Source organism: Prosthecobacter algae (assembly GCF_039542385.1).
Taxonomy (GTDB): domain Bacteria; phylum Verrucomicrobiota; class Verrucomicrobiia; order Verrucomicrobiales; family Verrucomicrobiaceae; genus Prosthecobacter; species Prosthecobacter algae.
Genome location: NZ_BAABIA010000002.1, coordinates 605,785 through 623,113 on the forward strand (window position 1 = coordinate 605,785; position 17,329 = coordinate 623,113).

General features: G+C 59.3%; 18 protein-coding genes. 11 read left to right on the forward strand and 7 right to left on the reverse strand.

Annotation, left to right across the window (positions count from 1 at the left end; genetic code table 11):
• The first annotated feature begins 6 nt into the window (after nucleotides 1-6).
• From ABEB25_RS05840 to ABEB25_RS05850, 3 genes are all read left to right on the forward strand, one after another.
• Complete coding sequence (locus tag ABEB25_RS05840) at nucleotides 7-912, forward strand: leucine-rich repeat domain-containing protein (RefSeq protein WP_345735446.1); 906 nt, start codon at nucleotides 7-9, stop codon at nucleotides 910-912.
• Between the two features lie 66 nt (nucleotides 913-978).
• Complete coding sequence (locus tag ABEB25_RS05845; RefSeq protein ID WP_345735447.1) at nucleotides 979-1,227, forward strand: hypothetical protein; 249 nt, start codon at nucleotides 979-981, stop codon at nucleotides 1,225-1,227.
• A 2-nt stretch (nucleotides 1,228-1,229) separates the two neighbouring features.
• The gene (locus tag ABEB25_RS05850; RefSeq protein WP_345735448.1) at nucleotides 1,230-1,583 is read left to right on the forward strand and encodes a PIN domain-containing protein; all 354 of its coding nucleotides are present in this window, start codon (nucleotides 1,230-1,232) and stop codon (nucleotides 1,581-1,583) included.
• A gap of 93 nt (nucleotides 1,584-1,676) precedes the next feature.
• Here the strand turns inward: ABEB25_RS05850 and ABEB25_RS05855 are convergent, their stop codons facing one another.
• Nucleotides 1,677-3,572 carry an AsmA family protein gene (locus ABEB25_RS05855; protein WP_345735449.1) on the reverse strand — a complete coding sequence of 632 codons (1,896 nt, stop codon included), beginning with the start codon at nucleotides 3,570-3,572 and terminating at the stop codon, nucleotides 1,677-1,679.
• A gap of 196 nt (nucleotides 3,573-3,768) precedes the next feature.
• Between ABEB25_RS05855 and ABEB25_RS05860 the strand changes: the two genes are divergently transcribed.
• Together ABEB25_RS05860 and ABEB25_RS05865 are read left to right on the forward strand one after the other, a co-directional pair.
• Nucleotides 3,769-4,650, forward strand: a complete 882-nt coding sequence (locus ABEB25_RS05860) for a GH25 family lysozyme (protein WP_345735450.1) — start codon at nucleotides 3,769-3,771, stop codon at nucleotides 4,648-4,650.
• A 69-nt stretch (nucleotides 4,651-4,719) separates the two neighbouring features.
• Nucleotides 4,720-5,328: a hypothetical protein gene (locus ABEB25_RS05865; protein WP_345735451.1), complete on the forward strand. Its 609-nt coding sequence runs from the start codon at nucleotides 4,720-4,722 to the stop codon at nucleotides 5,326-5,328.
• Nucleotides 5,329-5,355: 27 nt separating this feature from the next.
• On the opposite strand, the gene hflX is transcribed toward ABEB25_RS05865, so the two are convergent.
• Nucleotides 5,356-6,693 carry a GTPase HflX gene (gene hflX / locus ABEB25_RS05870; RefSeq protein ID WP_345735452.1) on the reverse strand — a complete coding sequence of 446 codons (1,338 nt, stop codon included), beginning with the start codon at nucleotides 6,691-6,693 and terminating at the stop codon, nucleotides 5,356-5,358.
• Nucleotides 6,694-6,753: 60 nt separating this feature from the next.
• Here hflX and ABEB25_RS05875 point away from each other — a divergent pair, with 60 nt between their 5' ends.
• The 6 genes from ABEB25_RS05875 (at nucleotide 6,754) to ABEB25_RS05900 (ending at nucleotide 11,980) form a co-directional block, all read left to right on the forward strand.
• Entirely contained in the window at nucleotides 6,754-7,269 is a 516-nt protein-coding gene (locus ABEB25_RS05875) for a hypothetical protein (protein WP_345735453.1), read from the forward strand.
• 81 nt (nucleotides 7,270-7,350) lie between these two features.
• Nucleotides 7,351-8,349: an alpha/beta hydrolase family protein gene (locus ABEB25_RS05880; protein WP_345735454.1), complete on the forward strand. Its 999-nt coding sequence runs from the start codon at nucleotides 7,351-7,353 to the stop codon at nucleotides 8,347-8,349.
• Between the two features lie 96 nt (nucleotides 8,350-8,445).
• A complete protein-coding gene (locus ABEB25_RS05885) occupies nucleotides 8,446-9,387 on the forward strand; it encodes a hypothetical protein (protein ID WP_345735455.1) in 942 nt (313 codons plus the stop codon).
• A gap of 74 nt (nucleotides 9,388-9,461) precedes the next feature.
• Entirely contained in the window at nucleotides 9,462-10,739 is a 1,278-nt protein-coding gene (locus ABEB25_RS05890) for a hypothetical protein (RefSeq protein WP_345735456.1), read from the forward strand.
• A gap of 23 nt (nucleotides 10,740-10,762) precedes the next feature.
• On the forward strand, nucleotides 10,763-11,413 hold the full coding sequence (locus tag ABEB25_RS05895; RefSeq protein WP_345735457.1) for a class I SAM-dependent methyltransferase: 651 nt from the start codon (nucleotides 10,763-10,765) through the stop codon (nucleotides 11,411-11,413).
• A gap of 33 nt (nucleotides 11,414-11,446) precedes the next feature.
• On the forward strand, nucleotides 11,447-11,980 hold the full coding sequence (locus tag ABEB25_RS05900; protein ID WP_345735458.1) for a hypothetical protein: 534 nt from the start codon (nucleotides 11,447-11,449) through the stop codon (nucleotides 11,978-11,980).
• Between the two features lie 29 nt (nucleotides 11,981-12,009).
• Here the strand turns inward: ABEB25_RS05900 and ABEB25_RS05905 are convergent, their stop codons facing one another.
• The 5 genes from ABEB25_RS05905 to ABEB25_RS05925 all read right to left on the reverse strand — a co-directional run bounded on the left by ABEB25_RS05905 (nucleotide 12,010) and on the right by ABEB25_RS05925 (nucleotide 17,320).
• Nucleotides 12,010-12,648: a 3-keto-disaccharide hydrolase gene (locus ABEB25_RS05905; protein WP_345735459.1), complete on the reverse strand. Its 639-nt coding sequence runs from the start codon at nucleotides 12,646-12,648 to the stop codon at nucleotides 12,010-12,012.
• 13 nt (nucleotides 12,649-12,661) lie between these two features.
• Nucleotides 12,662-13,519: a TIGR03915 family putative DNA repair protein gene (locus tag ABEB25_RS05910; protein WP_345735460.1), complete on the reverse strand. Its 858-nt coding sequence runs from the start codon at nucleotides 13,517-13,519 to the stop codon at nucleotides 12,662-12,664.
• An 88-nt stretch (nucleotides 13,520-13,607) separates the two neighbouring features.
• Entirely contained in the window at nucleotides 13,608-14,297 is a 690-nt protein-coding gene (gene queC, locus ABEB25_RS05915) for a 7-cyano-7-deazaguanine synthase QueC (protein WP_345735461.1), read from the reverse strand.
• A gap of 12 nt (nucleotides 14,298-14,309) precedes the next feature.
• On the reverse strand, nucleotides 14,310-14,768 hold the full coding sequence (queF, locus tag ABEB25_RS05920; protein WP_345735462.1) for a preQ(1) synthase: 459 nt from the start codon (nucleotides 14,766-14,768) through the stop codon (nucleotides 14,310-14,312).
• A 26-nt stretch (nucleotides 14,769-14,794) separates the two neighbouring features.
• Nucleotides 14,795-17,320 carry a DEAD/DEAH box helicase gene (locus ABEB25_RS05925; protein ID WP_345735463.1) on the reverse strand — a complete coding sequence of 842 codons (2,526 nt, stop codon included), beginning with the start codon at nucleotides 17,318-17,320 and terminating at the stop codon, nucleotides 14,795-14,797.
• Between the last annotated feature and the right edge of the window lie 9 nt (nucleotides 17,321-17,329).

Genomic DNA, 17,329 nt, shown 5'->3' on the forward strand with positions numbered 1-17,329 from the left:
GTGCTCATGATCCGCCTTCCTCTTTCCGCCTGCGCCCTTGCCCTTCTACTCACTGCCTGCGGTGAAGAAAAGAAAATCACCCGTGCCCCTGCAACGCCAGCGCCTGCCGTTCCGGCATCTCCTGCCCCGACTCCGGCGGCACCCACCGCCGAAGCTGCCAAGGCCGTTTATTGGACCGCCGAAAAGCTCCACACCGAGATCAAGTACCACAACCACGAATACGCTGGCAATGGCGAGTTCAGCATAGAGGACGGCCAGCCCGTAGCCCTCAGTCTGCGGGAGGCCAAAGTGACCAACCTCGTCTTCTTGGAAAAATTCAAGCCGCTGGCCCTCGACCTCAGCGGAACCCCGATCAAGGACATCCGCCCACTCCGGGGCATGAAGCTCATCGAGCTCTACCTGGAAGACAGCCCCATCACGGATCTGTCCCCCCTACGCGGCATGCCGCTGCAAAAGATCTACCTTAGCCGCACCCCTGTCGTTGATCTCAGTGCCCTGGAAGGCGCACCGCTCACGGAAGTAAACATTGTGGACACCAAGGTCGCCGATGTAACACCCCTCTCCAAAAGTCCGATCCAGATGCTTTGGCTCAGCGGCACGCCAGTTGAAAGTATCACCGGCCTCAAAGGCATGCCCCTGGTCTCCCTGACCCTGCATCGTAGCAAAGTGAAGGACCTGTCACCGCTCAGTGGCAGCGCCCTCCAGCGGCTGCACATCGGTGAAACTCCCCTTACAGATCTCACTCCACTCGCAGGCATGGGCCTCACGCGGCTCGTCTTCACCCCTGCCTCCATCACCCACGGCCTGGACACCGCCAAGACCCTGCCCTTGAAAGAAATCGGAACCCGCTTTGACGAAACCGGCAGTGATCTCCTCCCTCCCGCAGCCTTCTGGGCGCAGCAGGGGAAATAGGCGGAAGAGCCTACACCCAGCGAGGGCTTGTATTTGTGGTCTTCATGACGTAAACTACACGTCACTATGAAGACACTGGAAGCTTCTGCCCCCCTTGAAAGGCTTGGATTGCCCAGTGGTGACCATTGGGTGCGTTTCCATGTTGAAGACGGTTTGATCTCCTTCAACGTCGAAGCTTCCGTTCCCCCGACACAGCCGCTTTTATCGGTGCGGAAACCAACGGGTTTTGTTCAGAAATGGAGCGGTTCCGTGCAAAAGCTTGAGGACTCCAGCGATCTTTGGCTTTCCCACATCAACGAGAAGCACCTTCGTTGAACATGCGGCTTCTCATAGATGCCAATGTGCTGCTAGATTGCCTAATTCTGGAAGCCTCGGGGCTTCCGAGAACCGGACAACAGGCTAGCAACATGGTTTTAGGACTATGTGACACAGGGATGCACGAAGGTTTGGTTGCCTGGCACACCTTGCCCATCATCGCCTATTATCATGGCAGGCAGCACTCAAAGGAAGAGACAGCAGACATGATTGACATGTTGTTAGGCTTTCTAGAAGTGCCCACCGTCGGCCATACCGAAGCGACAAGATGGAGAGAACACGGGTTGTCTGATTTTGAAGATGCCCTGCAAGTGGCTGCTGCCATTTCGGGAATGGCAGACATCATCGTCACTTGAAATATTGCCGACTTTTCCGACTGCCTGATTCCAGCGATGACGCCTGAATCATTCTTGACCACTTACCCACGGGCAAAATAGCAAAATTCCCGCTCACTCACCGGCCTTCTGTTTTCCGAACATGCCCAGGGCTTCGAAGGGAAGGGTAAGTCCTTCTTTGAGGACATTGCCGCTGAGTTTCACGCTGCCTTTGGCCGCCTTGGCCGTGCCTTGAAAGAGGCCTTTGGCACCGCCGATCGGGCCTTCGGGAGAGACGCGGATGTCATCCAGCGGGCCGCTGATTTCCATGTCGGTCAGGACGTGGCTGAGCGGCAGAGTGATGCGGCCAACAACGCCACGCAGATTCGCCCGGGCGCGGCCTTGAACGTATTGTTTCACCAAGTCCACCGTGCCGGTGGCGGTGACGGTGACAGCTTCGCTGCGGCCTTTGAACGGATCAATGGTGGCCACGCCTTTGTTCATGGAGAAGGTGACCTGAAACTCGCCAGCCCCAGCGCGACCACGATCTGGCAGCAGTTTGGGAAACAGCGCGTAGGTTTGTTCCAACAAAGGGATGTGGACCACAGGCGCGTTTGAGAGGATGAGGCTGCCGCTGCCGGTGGAGCGGATGGGGTTGCTGCAGATGGCTCCGCGGTAAGTGAGCGATAGATCCGAATCATCTAAACTAGCACTGATTTTCCCCAGCCAAGGTTTCAGCCGTGCAAGCCGCAGAGCCTGGAGGGAAACCTGCGAATCCGTGAGAATGCGCCCATCATAACTGGCATCCAGCATAAATCGTCCCCCCAAGAGTTGCCCCTTCAAATCATCGAAGTGCCACTGGCCACCCTGACGGGAAATCTGGCCGGTGATGCCCTCAATCGCCAACGGTTGATCCCGCACAGTTACGATGATGGCGGCGGGTTTTCGTAACTGGGCACTGGTCAGCGTCCAAACTGGCGGCTCTTGGCTCAGGTCCAAAACAAAGTCTTTGGCCAGAATGTCTGGAAACGTTTTGACCGTCAGCGCAGTGGGGAGTTGAGATCCAAGCAACGGATAATTGCGGGCGAGTTCCAGGAGATCCGCCGGCCCACTGAGGCGGGCGATGGTGAGGGTGCGAGCTCTTCCCAAATAGGCGGCCTCAAATTCATCGCTGCGGTTGGCGCTGTCCGTGAGGGTGCCGCTGAGATTGAGCGGGGTCTGCGACCAGCCCTCACGGCTCATTTCGATCAGCGCGCTGCCTTGCGTGAGCTGGAAGTCGCCGCTCAGCCGCAGCCCACCTTGGGAGACCTGGCCCTCCACCATCGCATTTTTTAAGGGCACACCGCGCCACTCCACCTGCTGGCCCGCTCCTCGAAGGTCCGCGTTCCAGATGACCGGGCTGTTTCTCAGATCCACAGCAAACTCGCCTGTGATCTGAAATGGCCCTGCCTCTGAATTGAAGCTGAGCGTGCGAAAGACGGAACGTAGAGACTGCCAATCGGGAGTAAACGGTGTCTTGTCACGGCCCTCAGACGGGGAAGTAGAAGTGAGAACTTCGCCTTTCACATCCACAAGCAAAGCCCCCTGGCCCAATCGTAGGTGCGCCACGTCCACCTGACCTTCACGCACCACGGAATCGAGGGTGAAAGGGTTCACGGTGATGGCACCTTCTTCATCCTGGAGCGTGAGCACGGCGTCTTCCGCAAGCCAGCGCGTGATGGCAGTGCCGTGTTCCCAGGACTGGCCCCACTCCACATCCACATGCAGGGCGCTGATCTGGAGCAGGGGCGGTCGGTTCCCAGAGACTTGGCTCAGCACGGCGTCTTGCAACGTGATGCCACCCCAGAGCGACCAAGACTCACTCTTGGAAGTCAACGAAAGACCACGGGCCGCCAGGCTTTCCTTCACCTGCACCTGGGCGCGACTGACTAGCCACTCGCAGCCGAACCACAACACAGTCGCCACCACAGCGAGAACGATGAGGGGCACGCGCAGCCTGCGAGCGAGCGATGGAGCTGAGACCGTGGACATAACTCCATAGAAACGAATGCGGCTGGCTGGATACGCCTACCAATCTACCCAGCCGTGCAGGTCGAAATGCCCGAGCCTTTTTCAACCGCACAATTTCTCTCGTGAAAACTCTCCGTTTCCTGTAAACGGATGGGCACATTGGGAATGTGTGAGGTTCTTTAGATCCTCCTTCCTTTTGACCTCGTTTTCGCCCCCCATGACCCGACTTTCTCTACTGCCCCTGATTGTGTTGCTGGCCCACTGCACTTCCCCGCAGCCCGGAAGCACCCCTAGCAGCCTGCCACCCAATTCGCGGGGTCTGCCGCAAATCGTCAATGTCTCCGCCTATGACCCGAAGGAGCGCCAGCGGGAAGGACGCAGCTACTCGGAAAACGATGTTTCCGCTCTTCGTGCGAATGGAGCCAGCGGCCTCATCGCCCGGGCAGGCAAAGGCGGCAATTTAGACACGAAGTGCGCTAACTTCCTGGCTTCCGCCGATCGCCAGGGCATGCTGGTAGGCGTTTACTACCGACTGCAAACCCATGTGGATGCCGTGGCCCAGGCGGACCAGTTCGTCGCCCGTGCCCAGTCCCTGGCACGCAGCCGTTCCTGGAATGCTTCTTCGCTGCTTCTGTGCGGTGACTTTGATGCGAACTCCCGTCTTTCCGATATCCTGAGGTTCATGGACCGGGTTGAAGCCCGCACCGGCGTTGTGCCTGTGGCCTACCTGGAAAACAGCGCGCATTTGAAGATCCTCCTGGGCAATGCCGATGCGGCCACCAAGGCCAAACTCCGCCGCATGCCCTACTGGCTAGCGCTTTACTCCCATGAAAGCGGCGCAGGCCCGCAGTTCCCTGCCCCTGGCAATCCCAAGGGTCTCGTAAACCAATACCGTGTGTGGTCTGACTGGACTCTGTGGCAATACGGCGGCGTCGACTGGGAAGGTGGCCGTTCCCGCCCCAAGGTTTACAACCACGGCCCTTGGCGCTTCAGTCCTTTCTTTGGCAACCTGGACCGCCCGGTGGAGCGCAATGTCTTCAATGGTTCCCCCGCCGCGCTACATAGCTTCTGGCAGCGCCACGGCCTGCCGCTGAAGTAGGACGAGAAGAAGCAGAGACTGAGACACTTTGAGCCTGAAGTGGCGTTACTTCCGTGTATAGATAACTCCATGATGTGCTTTCTCCCCTCCTTCCTGAAATCATCGGTCACGATGCGTGCTTGGGCAGTCCTAGGAGTCACCGGAGCGCTGGCCAGTTGTGGCAGCCCCAAGGAAGAAGCCTCTCCATCTGAGGAACCCGCCATCGCTGCGGCGCCTGCACCCAAAGTGAGCATGGCCGAGTGGTCCCTGCTGGAAATGTCTTTTGATGAAGCCAAAGCCCTGAGTCCCCAGCATGCAGAGGTGGGCCAATACCGGGTGGCGGGAGACAGCGTGGAAGTGCTGAAAAAAGACGATGAAGGTAAGGCCTTGAAGGTAAAGGCCAAGGGACACGTCTTTGTCGAGATCAATCTCCCAGACCGTGCCACGGCCCTGTGCGACGAGGCGACAATCAGCATAGATGAAGCCATGCTCTACGGAGGCCCCATCATGATGCAGAGCAGCCGGGTGGCCAAGTCCAGCTCCGAATCCACCGCCTTCCGCATCACGGATCACCTGCGGGTCCAGGGCCGATTTGAAATGATCAAACCGGAGGACCTGATGCAAACCATTCTGGCCTCCACGGATGCCATGCCCATAGCGGCACCTGCCGAAGCTCCGAAACCGACGGCAAGCCGCTAACGTCAAAGGGTGACTAGCACCCTCGACTCATTTTTTGGCACTCTTCTTTTTCTTCGCTACAAACTCGGTGAAGCGAGATTCAAAGCGCTTGGGCACCACGCACTGAATGTCAGCCACACCGCGATCATAAGATTCCGCCAGGACTTTCCCTTCCTGATGCGCCAGGGCCACAAGGTCCATCCGGTCTAGCGGAATACTGAGGTCCAGCCGCACCACACGATCAATGAGCATGTCATGGATTCGATGGAAGAGGTCTTCCAGCCCCTGCCCTGTCTTCACAGAAATGAAGATCCCCTCCGGGAATTGACGCCGCAGCTCCATCTGGCGGCTGTCATCGGTGAGGTCCACCTTGTTCAGTGCTAGGACCACCCGCTTATCTCCAGCACCCAGTTCCGCCAGCACCTCGGTGGTGGTTTGATAAAAGCTGTAAGCATGAGGGGAACTGGCATCCACCACGTGAATGAGGAAATCCGCCAGCACGGCCTCTTCCAGAGTTGCGCGAAAACTCTGCACAAGATCATGCGGGAGATTGCGGACAAACCCCACTGTGTCGGTGACCAGCATGGCCTGCCCATCGGGCAATTCCATCCGGCGGGTGGTGGTGTCCAGCGTGGCGAAAAGCTTGTTCTCCACGTAGGCGTCTGCATCGGTCAGTTTGTTGAGCAGGGAGGATTTCCCTGCATTGGTATAACCAACGATGGCGGCATGTGGAAGAGGCACACGACTGCGCTCCTTGCGCATGGTGTCGCGCTGCTTCTTCACTTCCTCCAGCTCGGCCTTCACGCGGTCGAGCTTTTTGTAGGCCATGCGGCGGTCCACTTCCAACTGGGTTTCACCCTCACCACGGGCTGCCCCGGCACCGCCCACACCGCCGCCTGCCCCACCGCCCTGACGGTCAAGGTGAGCCCACATGCGGGTGAGGCGCGGAATGGAGTATTCCATGCGGGCAAGCTCCACCTGGAGACGGGCCTCGCGAGTCTTCGCGCGCATGTTGAAGATGTCCAAAATGACTTCGTGACGGTCAATGACACAGAGCTTGGACTCGCTTTCCCAGGCACGCTGCTGACCGGGAGAAAATTCATTGTCGAAGACGATACACTCCGCCCCGGCATTGCGGGCGGCTTCCATCAGCTCCTGCGCCTTGCCTTTGCCGATGAGGTGGCGGGCGGTCATTTCACGGGCAAAAACCAGTTCACTCCCCACCACTTCGATGCCCAGCGTCTCCACCAGTTCTTTCAATTCCTCCAACAGATCCGCAGATTCCTGGGCTTTGCGGCGGTCAAAATAGGCGCCCACCAGAAACGCACGGTCTACGTTCTGGGGCTTTTCACGAATATCGAACATCGGCCACTTATAGCGAGGCAAGGCCTCTTGCCAAGCACCGCCAGTTGCTCCGGCGCGTATTCCGTGGCAATGACCCACATCATGATCCGCCGTCTTTTCGCCTACCTCTGCCTTTTCACCCTTACCGCCTGCGGACCGGTGGACCGTGAGGGCGTGCGGCTGGACCACTACGAAACGGAATCTACGGAGGCCCTGGTGCGCGAAATCATCCGCACGCTGCCCGATCCGAATCCCGGCGTGCCGAAGAGCTACTCTATCGCCCTGGGTGAGATCGTGCCGAACCGCGACTACACTCCAGCCAGCGTTCCCTTCCTCAAGCGCTTTGATGACCTCAAGCTGCGGCTTATCAGCGCCAGTGTGCTGACCACGGCCCAGCCGGACAACATGATTGTGGACCCTGACCAGCGCATTGCTGTCTATGTTATCCAGGTTCGGCTGATGAAGGCCCTAGCGGCAGATACCTGGGAGTATGAGGCAGGCTGGTCCTACAAGAAGGATTTCCAGCGCAAAAAGTGGCTGGTGAAGCAGGTGGATGGCAAAAATGTCATCACCGATCTGGGCGTCCTGGATGGCAACTGGAAGTCCCCGGCGAAGTAACCCGGCTCCCTACAGGTTGGTGTTTGCGGAGAAGAAACGGTCTTTCCCCGCCGTTTCTTGAGCCGCCAACCCCACCTGACCATGCGTCCCACCCTCCTCACCCTCTGTGCTCTCGGCCTCCTTGGCGGAGCGATTTTCGCCGCGGAAACTCCAGCCAAGGCGCCCACCAAGCCAAAAACTGCCCAGCCAGCCAAGCCCAAGGCCCCACCGATGCCCACGCCCACCATGGCGAATGTGGCCTATGGCACACATGAGCGGCAGGTGATGGACTTTTGGAAAGCTGAATCCGCCCAGCCCACCCCGCTGCTGTTCTTCATCCACGGCGGCGGCTGGATGGGAGGAGATAAGGGCCGTGTGGCGAACATCGAGAAGTATCTCGCCGCCGGCATCTCCGTCGTCTCCATCAATTACCGCTACGTGTCCCAGGCACATGCCGCAGGGGTCAAACCACCCGTGAAAGCGCCGCTGGAAGATGCGGCCCGTGCTCTACAATTTGTCCGCAGCAAGGCGGGCGAGTGGAACATCGACAAGGCCCGTATCGGAGCATCCGGCGGCTCTGCCGGGGCCTGCTCCAGCCTGTGGCTAGCCTTTCACAACGATCTGGCAGATCCCCAAAGCAGCGACCCCATCGCCCGTGAATCCACCCGCCTGTGGTGTGCCGCCGTCATGGGTGCCCAGACCACGCTCGATCCTCAGCAGATGAAGGAATGGACGCCCAACAGCCGCTATGGCGGCCACGCCTTCGGTTTCATCTCTCCCGATCCCAAAAAGCGAGACACCCAGTTTGCCGAGTTCCTGGCCGGGCGGGAAGGCATCCTACCCTGGATCCAGGAGTACTCCCCCTATGCCAACGTCACGGCGGATGACTGCCCGATTTACCTCTACTACAGCGCCCCGCCTGCCCTAGGCCAGGAGCAGAAGGACCCGACTCACTCCGCGAACTTTGGCGTGAAGCTGGAGGAAAAGCTGAAGAGTGTGGGGGTGCCCTGTGAGCTCGTTTACCCTGGTGCCACCGAGGTGAAGCACCCGCAGGCCCACGACTACCTCATCGCTAAGCTAAAGGCCCCTGCGGCCAAGTGAGGTTAGACGAAGGAGGTCGTTCATTTTTTCGGCTGGTCAAAATGAACGCTCCTGCCTAGAAAAGGGACTGTCATGGCTAGCAGCCCCCCTTTTTCCATGAAAAACATCGTCGTCCCCATTCTCGGTGCCATCAGCATCATCTCCACCGGCGCGGTGGCTTGGCTCCTGGCCACGCCGCCATCGGTGGACCCACGGGCAAGCAAACTGGAGTCTGAACTTCAAGAGGCCCGCCAGACCATCGCGAAATTGAAGGCGGAACTGGCCCGCAAACCGGCGGCCGAAACTGTGGCGACCGCCTCATCCGCGCCCACGGCCAGCGATCCGGCTGCGCCAGCGGCCCCTGTGATGCCCAACACGCGCAACATGAAGGAGATGCTGTCCAGCCCGGCCATGCGCCAGATGATCGACAGCCAACAGGCAGCCCAGGTGGAGCTGGGCTACGGCAAGCTGTTTGAAATCCTGCGCTTGAGTCCTGAGGACAAGGACAACTTCAAAAAGCTGCTGATCGCGCGCCAGAAGGTGCAGACGGATCTGAGCCTGCAGATGATGGACCCGAACCTGACCCCTGAAAGGCGGCAGCAAATCTCCGACGAAGCCAAAAAGCAGGCCGCTGTCTATGAAGCGTCCATCAAGGATTTCCTGAATGAACCACAGGACTACCAGACCTTCCAGGAATGGGACAACACGCAGCCTGAGCGCACGGCCTTCGATACCATGGGCCGCAACCTGTTCGCAGCATCCGCCGAGCCTCTCTCCGGCTCCCAGGAGCAGCAGTTACTGAGCCTGATGGCGGAAGTGCGCCGCAGCCCCGACTCCATCGGCGGCCTGAATGACCAAACGGGGGGTGACCCATCGAAAGTGAATGACCAGGTCATTCAGAGGCAGATGGAGCAACTGGATACCAACCACCGGATCATCACCGAGCGGGCAGGAACCTTCATGACCGAGACCCAACGGCAGACCCTGAAAACCTATCTGGATCAGATGAAGGCCATCACCAAAAACGGCATGGAAATGTTCCGCAACGCAAATAAGTAAACAGCCCCTCCGAAAAGCTGGCGCACTACCCGAAATGCCCTTAAAGCTGCCGGATGAAGCTGAAGCCGTGCGCGATGAGACTGCTGGCACTGGCTGCCTGGTCTCTGGCTCAGGCAGTCCAGGCGGCCCCGCCGAATGATGATCTGGCCAACTGGGTGGAACTGCCGCCCAGCGGACCTGCCACTGTGGGCAGCAATATCGGTGCCACGCTGGAGCCGGGCGAGCCCCTCCCGCCAGGATTCACGGCGCAAAGCTACACGGCCACCGCCTGGTGGGGGCTGGAGCTGGCAGCGCCAGACCAGACTTGGTACGAGATCGAAACGGTGGGTAGTTCGTTCGACACCGTGCTTTCCGTGTGGACTGGTGACGACTACCTCAGTCCGCTGTCGCTCATCCATGTGAATGACGAGGCGACCGAAGGGGGTAGCAGCCGCATTCGGTTTCTCGCCAATCCATTCACCGTTTACAAAGTCGCTGTGGCTGGCCGAGCAGCCGCGCAGCAGGGATCGGTGGCCGTGCGGGCCTCGGTGGCCATCACCCCGTTTGCCCAGGTCCGGAGTGCCTCCTTCAGCCCAGCGACCGTGGACGTAAGCAACGCCGATGCCGTGTTCACCGCCACGATGGAGATCGAGGCGAACCAGGAGATCAGCTCGGGTCAGTTTGTCCTGTACAATCCCACGGGCGTCCCAGTCGTCATCGTGCCGTTCCGGGGGGAAACCCACCGTGTGAGTGGCAACATCGCCAGCGGGACGTACCAGGTAGGCGTGACCCTCCCACAAGGTAGTCCGCCCGGGGTGTATCGCTGGAATTTGCAGATGAACGGCAGCGGCAGCTTCCCCGGAAACAGCACCTATGGATGGGAGGCGCTGACGCCCCTGCCGGGAGCCGCCGTGAAGACTCTCAACGTCCAAAACACCACTCCGGTGAATACTTATGCCCTCTGGGTGACGGAAAACTCGCTCACGGGTCCGGAAGCCACGCCGGAGACCGACTTCGACCATGACGGCCTGACCAACCTCACCGAATTCGCGCTGGGAATGAACCCACGGCAGGCCTCCCATGCCCACTTAAAGGTCCAGGGCGGCAGCATCACCCAGTATGGATTGCCGCAGGTCCGGGTGGTGGGCAGCGGCAATCAGCGCAAGCTGAGAGTGGAACACACGCGGCGCACTGGCGACACCACCCTTTCCTACACGGTGCAGTTCAGCAGTGACCTCATCAACTGGACCAATGCCACGCAGGCAGCGACGGTGCTGGCCACGGATGGCAGCTACCAGGCCGTAGCGGTGGAAGATGTGCCGTTTGCTCCGGCCAAAAGCCGCCGCTTTGCCCGGGTGCGCCTTGTGCGCTGAGGCTGCCTGTGGCAGACAGGGGGATGCAAACACGCAGCGTCCAGCCGGAGGTCCTCGAAACACTGGCACATGATGACCCGGCCGGCCTGCGCAGCCGCCAGGACCTGCTGCTGGTCAATGGCATCATGGGCAACCACCGCTGGATCGCACGCATGATGCGGCAGCATTGCCAGCCCGGCTGGCGAGTCACGGAACTGGGCGCAGGGGACGGGGCCCTGTCGCTAAAGCTGGCCCAGCAAAGGCTGTGCAAGACGCAGGACCTCCATGCTTTTGATCTGGCCCCACGCCCCACTTCCTGGCCACTGGATGCATCCTGGACACAAGGCGACTTGTTTGCCCAAAATCTTCCCGGTTCAGAGGTGCTGATCGCCAATCTTTTTTTGCACCACTTTCAACCAGATCAACTCCGGTTGTTGGGCGATCGCATCGCCCCGGAGACCCGACTGATCCTTGCCGCCGAGCCTGCACGCCGCCGTATCCACACCTACATGGGCCGTCTTTTTTGCAGCCTCGCGCAGCTCAACTGGGTGACCCGGTACGACATGCAGGTGAGCGTCCGTGCAGGATTCCGGGGACAGGAACTGCCCGATTCTCTGGGGCTGGATTCTACCTGGGAGATTTCCGTCCGTGAGACCGTATTTGGAGGCTACCGAATGATGGCGCAGCGCAAGTAGGAATTCTGGGCCGTTCGCGATCACCTCAAAACCATGGAGAACAGCTCCGAAACCGCCTCGGCTGAACCAGCCAAATCCGTGCTGCCGTACACCGACGTGAAACCCGTCGGTGCGGCAGATTTTTACACGGCAGTGAATGCCACTTTTCGTTTCATCGAACGAAAGCTCGGGCAGAAAGGCCTGAGGAGCTATTGGGCCGAGCTGGGGCGAGGTTACTACGCGCCTGTGACGCAACGTTGGTTAGCCGGAGGCCTTGGTGCCGTGGCCGCTCATTGGCGCGCCTTCTTTGCAGCCGAACCCGGAGCGCAGGTGGAAGTGAGCGAAGTGGACCAGGAAGTGGTGGTCGAGGTCCAGACTTGTCCGGCCATCCGTTTTTTGCGCGAGCATGGACGGGAAATCGCACCCTTCTTTTGCCAGCACTGTTACCACGTGAGCACCGCGATGGGAGAGGCTGCAGGCATCGAAATGCGTCTCAGCGGGGGCAATGGCAGTTGCACGCAGCGCTTTGCCAAAACAGGACATTTTCCTGAAGCCCAGAAAGAAGAAGACATCGCGACGGCAGGCTAACACTCCCACCGCCGCGACGCCGAAAAAGATTACTTCAGCTCCTTGATGCGCAGGTTGCGGAACTTGTAAGTCGCGCCCTTTTCACCGTGATGCTGGATGGCGATGACACCGCTGGCGTCCGTGGCATCTTCGACATCCGTGGTGACCACGCCGTTGACTTCGATCTTCAGCTTGTTGCCTTTGCAGGTGATGCGGTAGGTGTTCCAGTCGTTGCGCTTGAACGCATCTCCAGCACGAGCGCGGAAGGCCTCTTCGCTTTCTTTATTCCCTTTGATGGGGCTGATGAACCACATGCGGCGGCCTTCGTCATACAGGCCACCGGACCACTTGCGCTTGGCATCACCATCCACTTCGGCCTGGTAACCAAACACTTTGTTCGGCTGCACATGAGCGCGGAACATGAAACCGCTGTTTGCCTGGCCTTCGGGCAGCAGGATGTCGCCTTCAAAAACGAAGTCGCTGTAAGTCTTCTCGGTGACGACGAAGAATTTCTTCTCACCTGTGAGGTGGATCTCGCCATTGACGACTTCGATGTTGCCCCACTCGTAGGCATTGCGCCAGCCGGTCATGGTCTTGCCATCGAACAGCGGCACGAAGCCGTCTTCAGCAGCGGCAGAGAAAGTGAAAGAACCCAGGAGGGCAGCGAGGAGGAGTAAGCGTCTTTTCATGGTAGGACCGGGATTATGAACCCTCCCGCCGCTCATGCAAAGAACGGATGTACTCATTGTCTGGGATGGGTTTCGCAGGTCGCTCTGGCGTATCCAGCATTTCCTGCACCCGGTCCTGGCTGCCAGCGATGAGTTCGCGGATGATTTGTGCTTCGGGCAGGTTCTTCCAGTATTTCTGCGGCATTTCCGACTGCATGGCCTGCACCTTCAGGCGGGCGGGATTGAAGATGCTGCGGTAATAGGTGCGCCACAGATCATCATGTGCATCTGCCGCCGGGGCTTGGCTGCGGTCCATCCCTGGGGTGAAAAACAGCTTTTCACCATTCCAATGCGCGCATTCATCCGGCGTGAGGATGGACCAGTCCATGCCTGCGAATCGCTTTTCAAAAAAGGGGGTGGCCAGACGAACGATGCGATACGTGGGCTCAAACCAAGCCACGAACTGTTCCCGCCCGGTCTGTTCATCCTGGCCGATGAGGCGGAAGCGGACAAAGGCGTGCATCTTATGAATGTCCCTCCCGATGGCCTTGGCCCAAACCTGACACAGGCGCGTATCCGGATCACTCGGCAGGTGCAGCAGATGCCGCTCGCCTCCCAACGTCAGGCGGTATAACAAACGATATAAAATGGCCCAGCGCCGCGCATCGGTGTGGGCGCAGACACTGGCCGCCAGGGATAAAAAGTCCGGAGGCACCTTGATCTCCAGCGGCACTGTGGAAGCATAGGTTCCAGGGGCCTCTTCCAGCAGCAAACCCGCCCCCTCATTCACATCCCCCCAAGTCACCTGCTCTGGCCGCACGCCTTGCTTCAGCAGCTCACGCGCCTTGCTACGCCAAGCGGTGAAAGTGGGCTGAATGGAGGCGGTGATCATGCAGTAGGGTGAGCTGTCCCGGAATCATACGTCAAAGCCAGCCCTATGGGCTAGGGAACTCAACTTTGAGTGAATCCAAAAAACGGTGTCACGCCCCCGGTGCCTTGGGCAATGGCCAGTCGTGCGAATACACGGTGGGGTCTTCGATCCCAGCCAGGATGAAGGCCTCCCGGCGCTCCACACAGGTGCCGCAGACACCGCATTGCAGGTCTTCGCCTTTGTAGCAGCTCCAGGTTTTGCCAAGATCCACACCGAGCTGATGCCCGAGCTTGGTGATGGACGTTTTATCCATGTCAATGAAAGGGCGCATCAACTCCGTGCGGGCGTAGGTGCCTTCACGCATGGCATCGCCGATGGCTTTCATGAAGGGCTCGCGGCAGTCGGGGTAGATGGCGTGGTCACCCGAATGGGCGGCGATGACGAGGGCATCCACCTTGCGGGATTCGGCAATGCCGCAGGCAATGGCCAGCATGATGCCGTTGCGGAAGGGCACCACGGTGCGCTTCATGTTTTCATCGGCGTAGTGGCCTTCAGGAATTTCGCCGCCGCTTTTCAGCAGGTCGGACTCAAAAAGATCATTCACAAACGGCAGGGAGACCGTGTCATGCGGGATGCCCATCTGGCCACAATGCCAGATGGCGAGGGTGATCTCCTTGTCATTATGCTTGGACCCGTAGTTAAAGCTCACCGCCCCCACCACTTCATGATGCTGGCGCGCCCAGTAAAGGGCGACGGTCGAATCAAGACCGCCGCTGAGAAGGATGATGGCTTTTGACATACGGGGATAAGATCAGTGAGCCGTGCTCAGAGAGGCGGCAGGCCATTCAAGAGGCACATCACGGGTGGGGTGCCGGGCCTCGCAAGTGAGCTGGATGCCACCACGCGGAACAAATCGGCCACGGACGATGGCCTGCTTCGGCGCACAGGCCGCGACAAGATCATCCAGAATACGATTGACGATGGCTTCGTTGAACGAGGCATGATTGCGGTAACTGGCCAGGTAGAATTTCAGCGACTTGGTCTCCACACAGCGCTCATCTGGGATGTAGAGAATCTCCACATGGGCGGCATCCGGCTGGCCAGTGACGGGGCACAGGGAGCCGAAGTCAGGAGCGCTAAGATGGATGGTGTAGTTACGGCCCGGCGTGCGATTGGGGAAAGTCTCCAGCGACGCCTCATCTGGGGAGGCAGGCAGGCGGTGCTCGGAGCGGCCCAGCAGGGTGATATCGGCAGTGAGGGAATCGGACATGATGAGCAATGTGCCGGAGCCGGGGCTTATGGCAAGTGGGCATCGCCAGCCCCGCCGACCTTCTTTTCATACTCCCGCCACAGGCGCTCGATGGCCTCCTCAGGGTTTTCCAGCATGAGGCCCTCCTTGATCTTGCTGGCGAAAATACCGAAGGAAAAAGGACTAACCACAGGCACCTCCACGAGCTGCCACTCCAGGGTAGGAGCATGCTGGAGGAACTCCATGGCCCGAGGCAGGTCCAGGAAAGTGTGCGTGGCCTCCCGGTAGGACTGGACGAGCAATGGGTGGTCGGGCTCGTGCTCCGACAACACGCGAAAGAGGATCTCCGAACTCCAGCGCAACTGCTTGATCTTGCGGTCCTGACCTGGGCGGTTGCGTGGCACCATGAGGCCCGTCTGAGCCACCCCGCGAAAGTTCCATTTCACCAGTTCGCTGTGTTGCAGAGAGGCCTTCATATCCGCCTCCGCATCCCCGTTTTCAAAAATGACTTTCCACTCTTCCAGTCCCAGGCTTTGAAAGGAACGCAGGGTGAGCAAAAAGCCGTAATCATCAATGGTCACCATGGCATTGCCGCCCACGGCTTCTTTGACCCGATAGGCGATGATGCGGCTGAGGGCATCATTGGCACTGCGGCCGATGAGCGTGTGAAAAAAGAACTGCACCAGGTCGGTCTCACTGCCTTCCCGATCATCCACAAAACGCTCAATGAGCAGCGTGTGCTCCGTGGGGATGCGGGAAACGCGGAGCTGGTTTTGGCAATGAAGCACGATGGCCAGGGCGTTGCTGTTCGAGATTTCAAACCGCTCGACCAGCCATTCGCAGACTTCTTCGTGGCTGTCCGTTCCCACCCGTGCAGCTAGCTCGGTTCTTAACCGCGCCACTTCATGGGCGAGGCCCGAGGTCAGCGGCATCTTGTTTGCATTCCAGGAGGGGACGGTGGGCAGGCGGCCCATGGCATCCTCCACCTTGGCTTCGCCCACACCGCTTTCCAGCAGACGCACCATGCGACCCGCGAGGACAAAGATGTCGCCATTTTTGAGCCTCTTGAGAAAACTTTCCTCGATCTGGCCCAGCCGCCTTTTCCCCAGATACACAGTGACCATGCCCTCCGTGTGGATGACACCGATGTTGGCCAGATACTCGCGCTCCACCTTTTTGTTAGGCACCGCCAGGCAATCATCCACCCAGATGATCTTGCCAAAGTTTTCGCGATACTGCTTTTCCAAGGAACGGCCGCCGCCTTCCAGGTAGTTCAAGACACTGTCCAGCTCTTCCTCGGTGAGGTCACGGTAGGGAAACGCAGCGCGCAAAGTAGCAAGGGCCGCCTCACGGGTATAGCCCCCCTCCATGGCCATGCCCACCAGGTGCTGGGCCAGGACATCCAGCGGCTTTTCCAGCACGCGCACGGCATCCAGTTGCACGGCGCGCGTCATCTCTGCACAGACGATGCACTCCATGAGATCGTTCACATTCGTGGCGACGAGGATGCCGTGGCTGGCCATGTGGATGTTATGCCCGCTGCGACCGATGCGCTGGAGCGCACGGCTGATGCCTTTGGGCGTGGAGATCATGATGACGCAGTCCACACTACCGATATCAATGCCCATCTCCAAACTGGTGCTGCAAACGACCGCCCGCAGATCGCCGTTTTTCAATCGGTCCTCCACCTCCAGGCGCACATCCCGGTCCAGTGAGGCATGGTGGGCCTCAATCTTCGGAGCCAGATCCGGCAAAGCATTTTTCAGGCGGATGGAGATGCTTTCCGTGATGCTACGGGCGTTGCAGAAAACGATGACGCTTCGGTTTCTTTCCACGATCTGCGCGATGTCCTGCATGACCCTCTGCGCGGTGTAGCCCGAGGGCGGATAGGGATTCCGCCGAACGGGTGACAGCACCTCCACTCTTCGGCGACGTTCCATGCGCGCCTCGACGATCTGGCATTCACGCCCCGTGCCGACGAGCAACTCCGCCAGCAGGGGCAAAGGCGCTGCAGTCGCCGAGAGACCGATGCGGATGAGCGGGCACGAAAGACGATGCTGGAGACGCTCCAAACTGAGCATGAGGTGGGCACCACGTTTGTTTTCTGCCAGTGAATGCAGCTCATCCACGATGACAAAGCGCACACTTTGCAGGGCCTCGGCCCAGCCTGCCTGGGGCAAAAGAATGGCGAGGCTTTCCGGGGTGGTCAGCAGGATGTGCGGCGGCTTGCGTTTCAGCTTCGCACGTTCTGTGGCGGTGGTATCACCCGTGCGCTGGCCGATGCGGATATCCTCCGCCATTCCCATCCCCTCCAGCGGGGCCATGAGGTTCTTTTGAATGTCATAAGTCAGCGCCCGTAGAGGGGACACATAGATGGCATGAATGCCACTACCCAAGGTTCCCGCCTCATGAGCACGGACCAAATGATCCAGGATACCCAAAAAACCCGCCAATGTTTTACCACTTCCCGTCGGTGACGAAAGCAAAACAGAGTGTCCCGCCTGTATGTGCGGCAGCGTCAGCTCCTGGGCCTGGGTGAGCTGGCCAAAGGAACCCGCCACCCATTTTTGCACACGAGGATG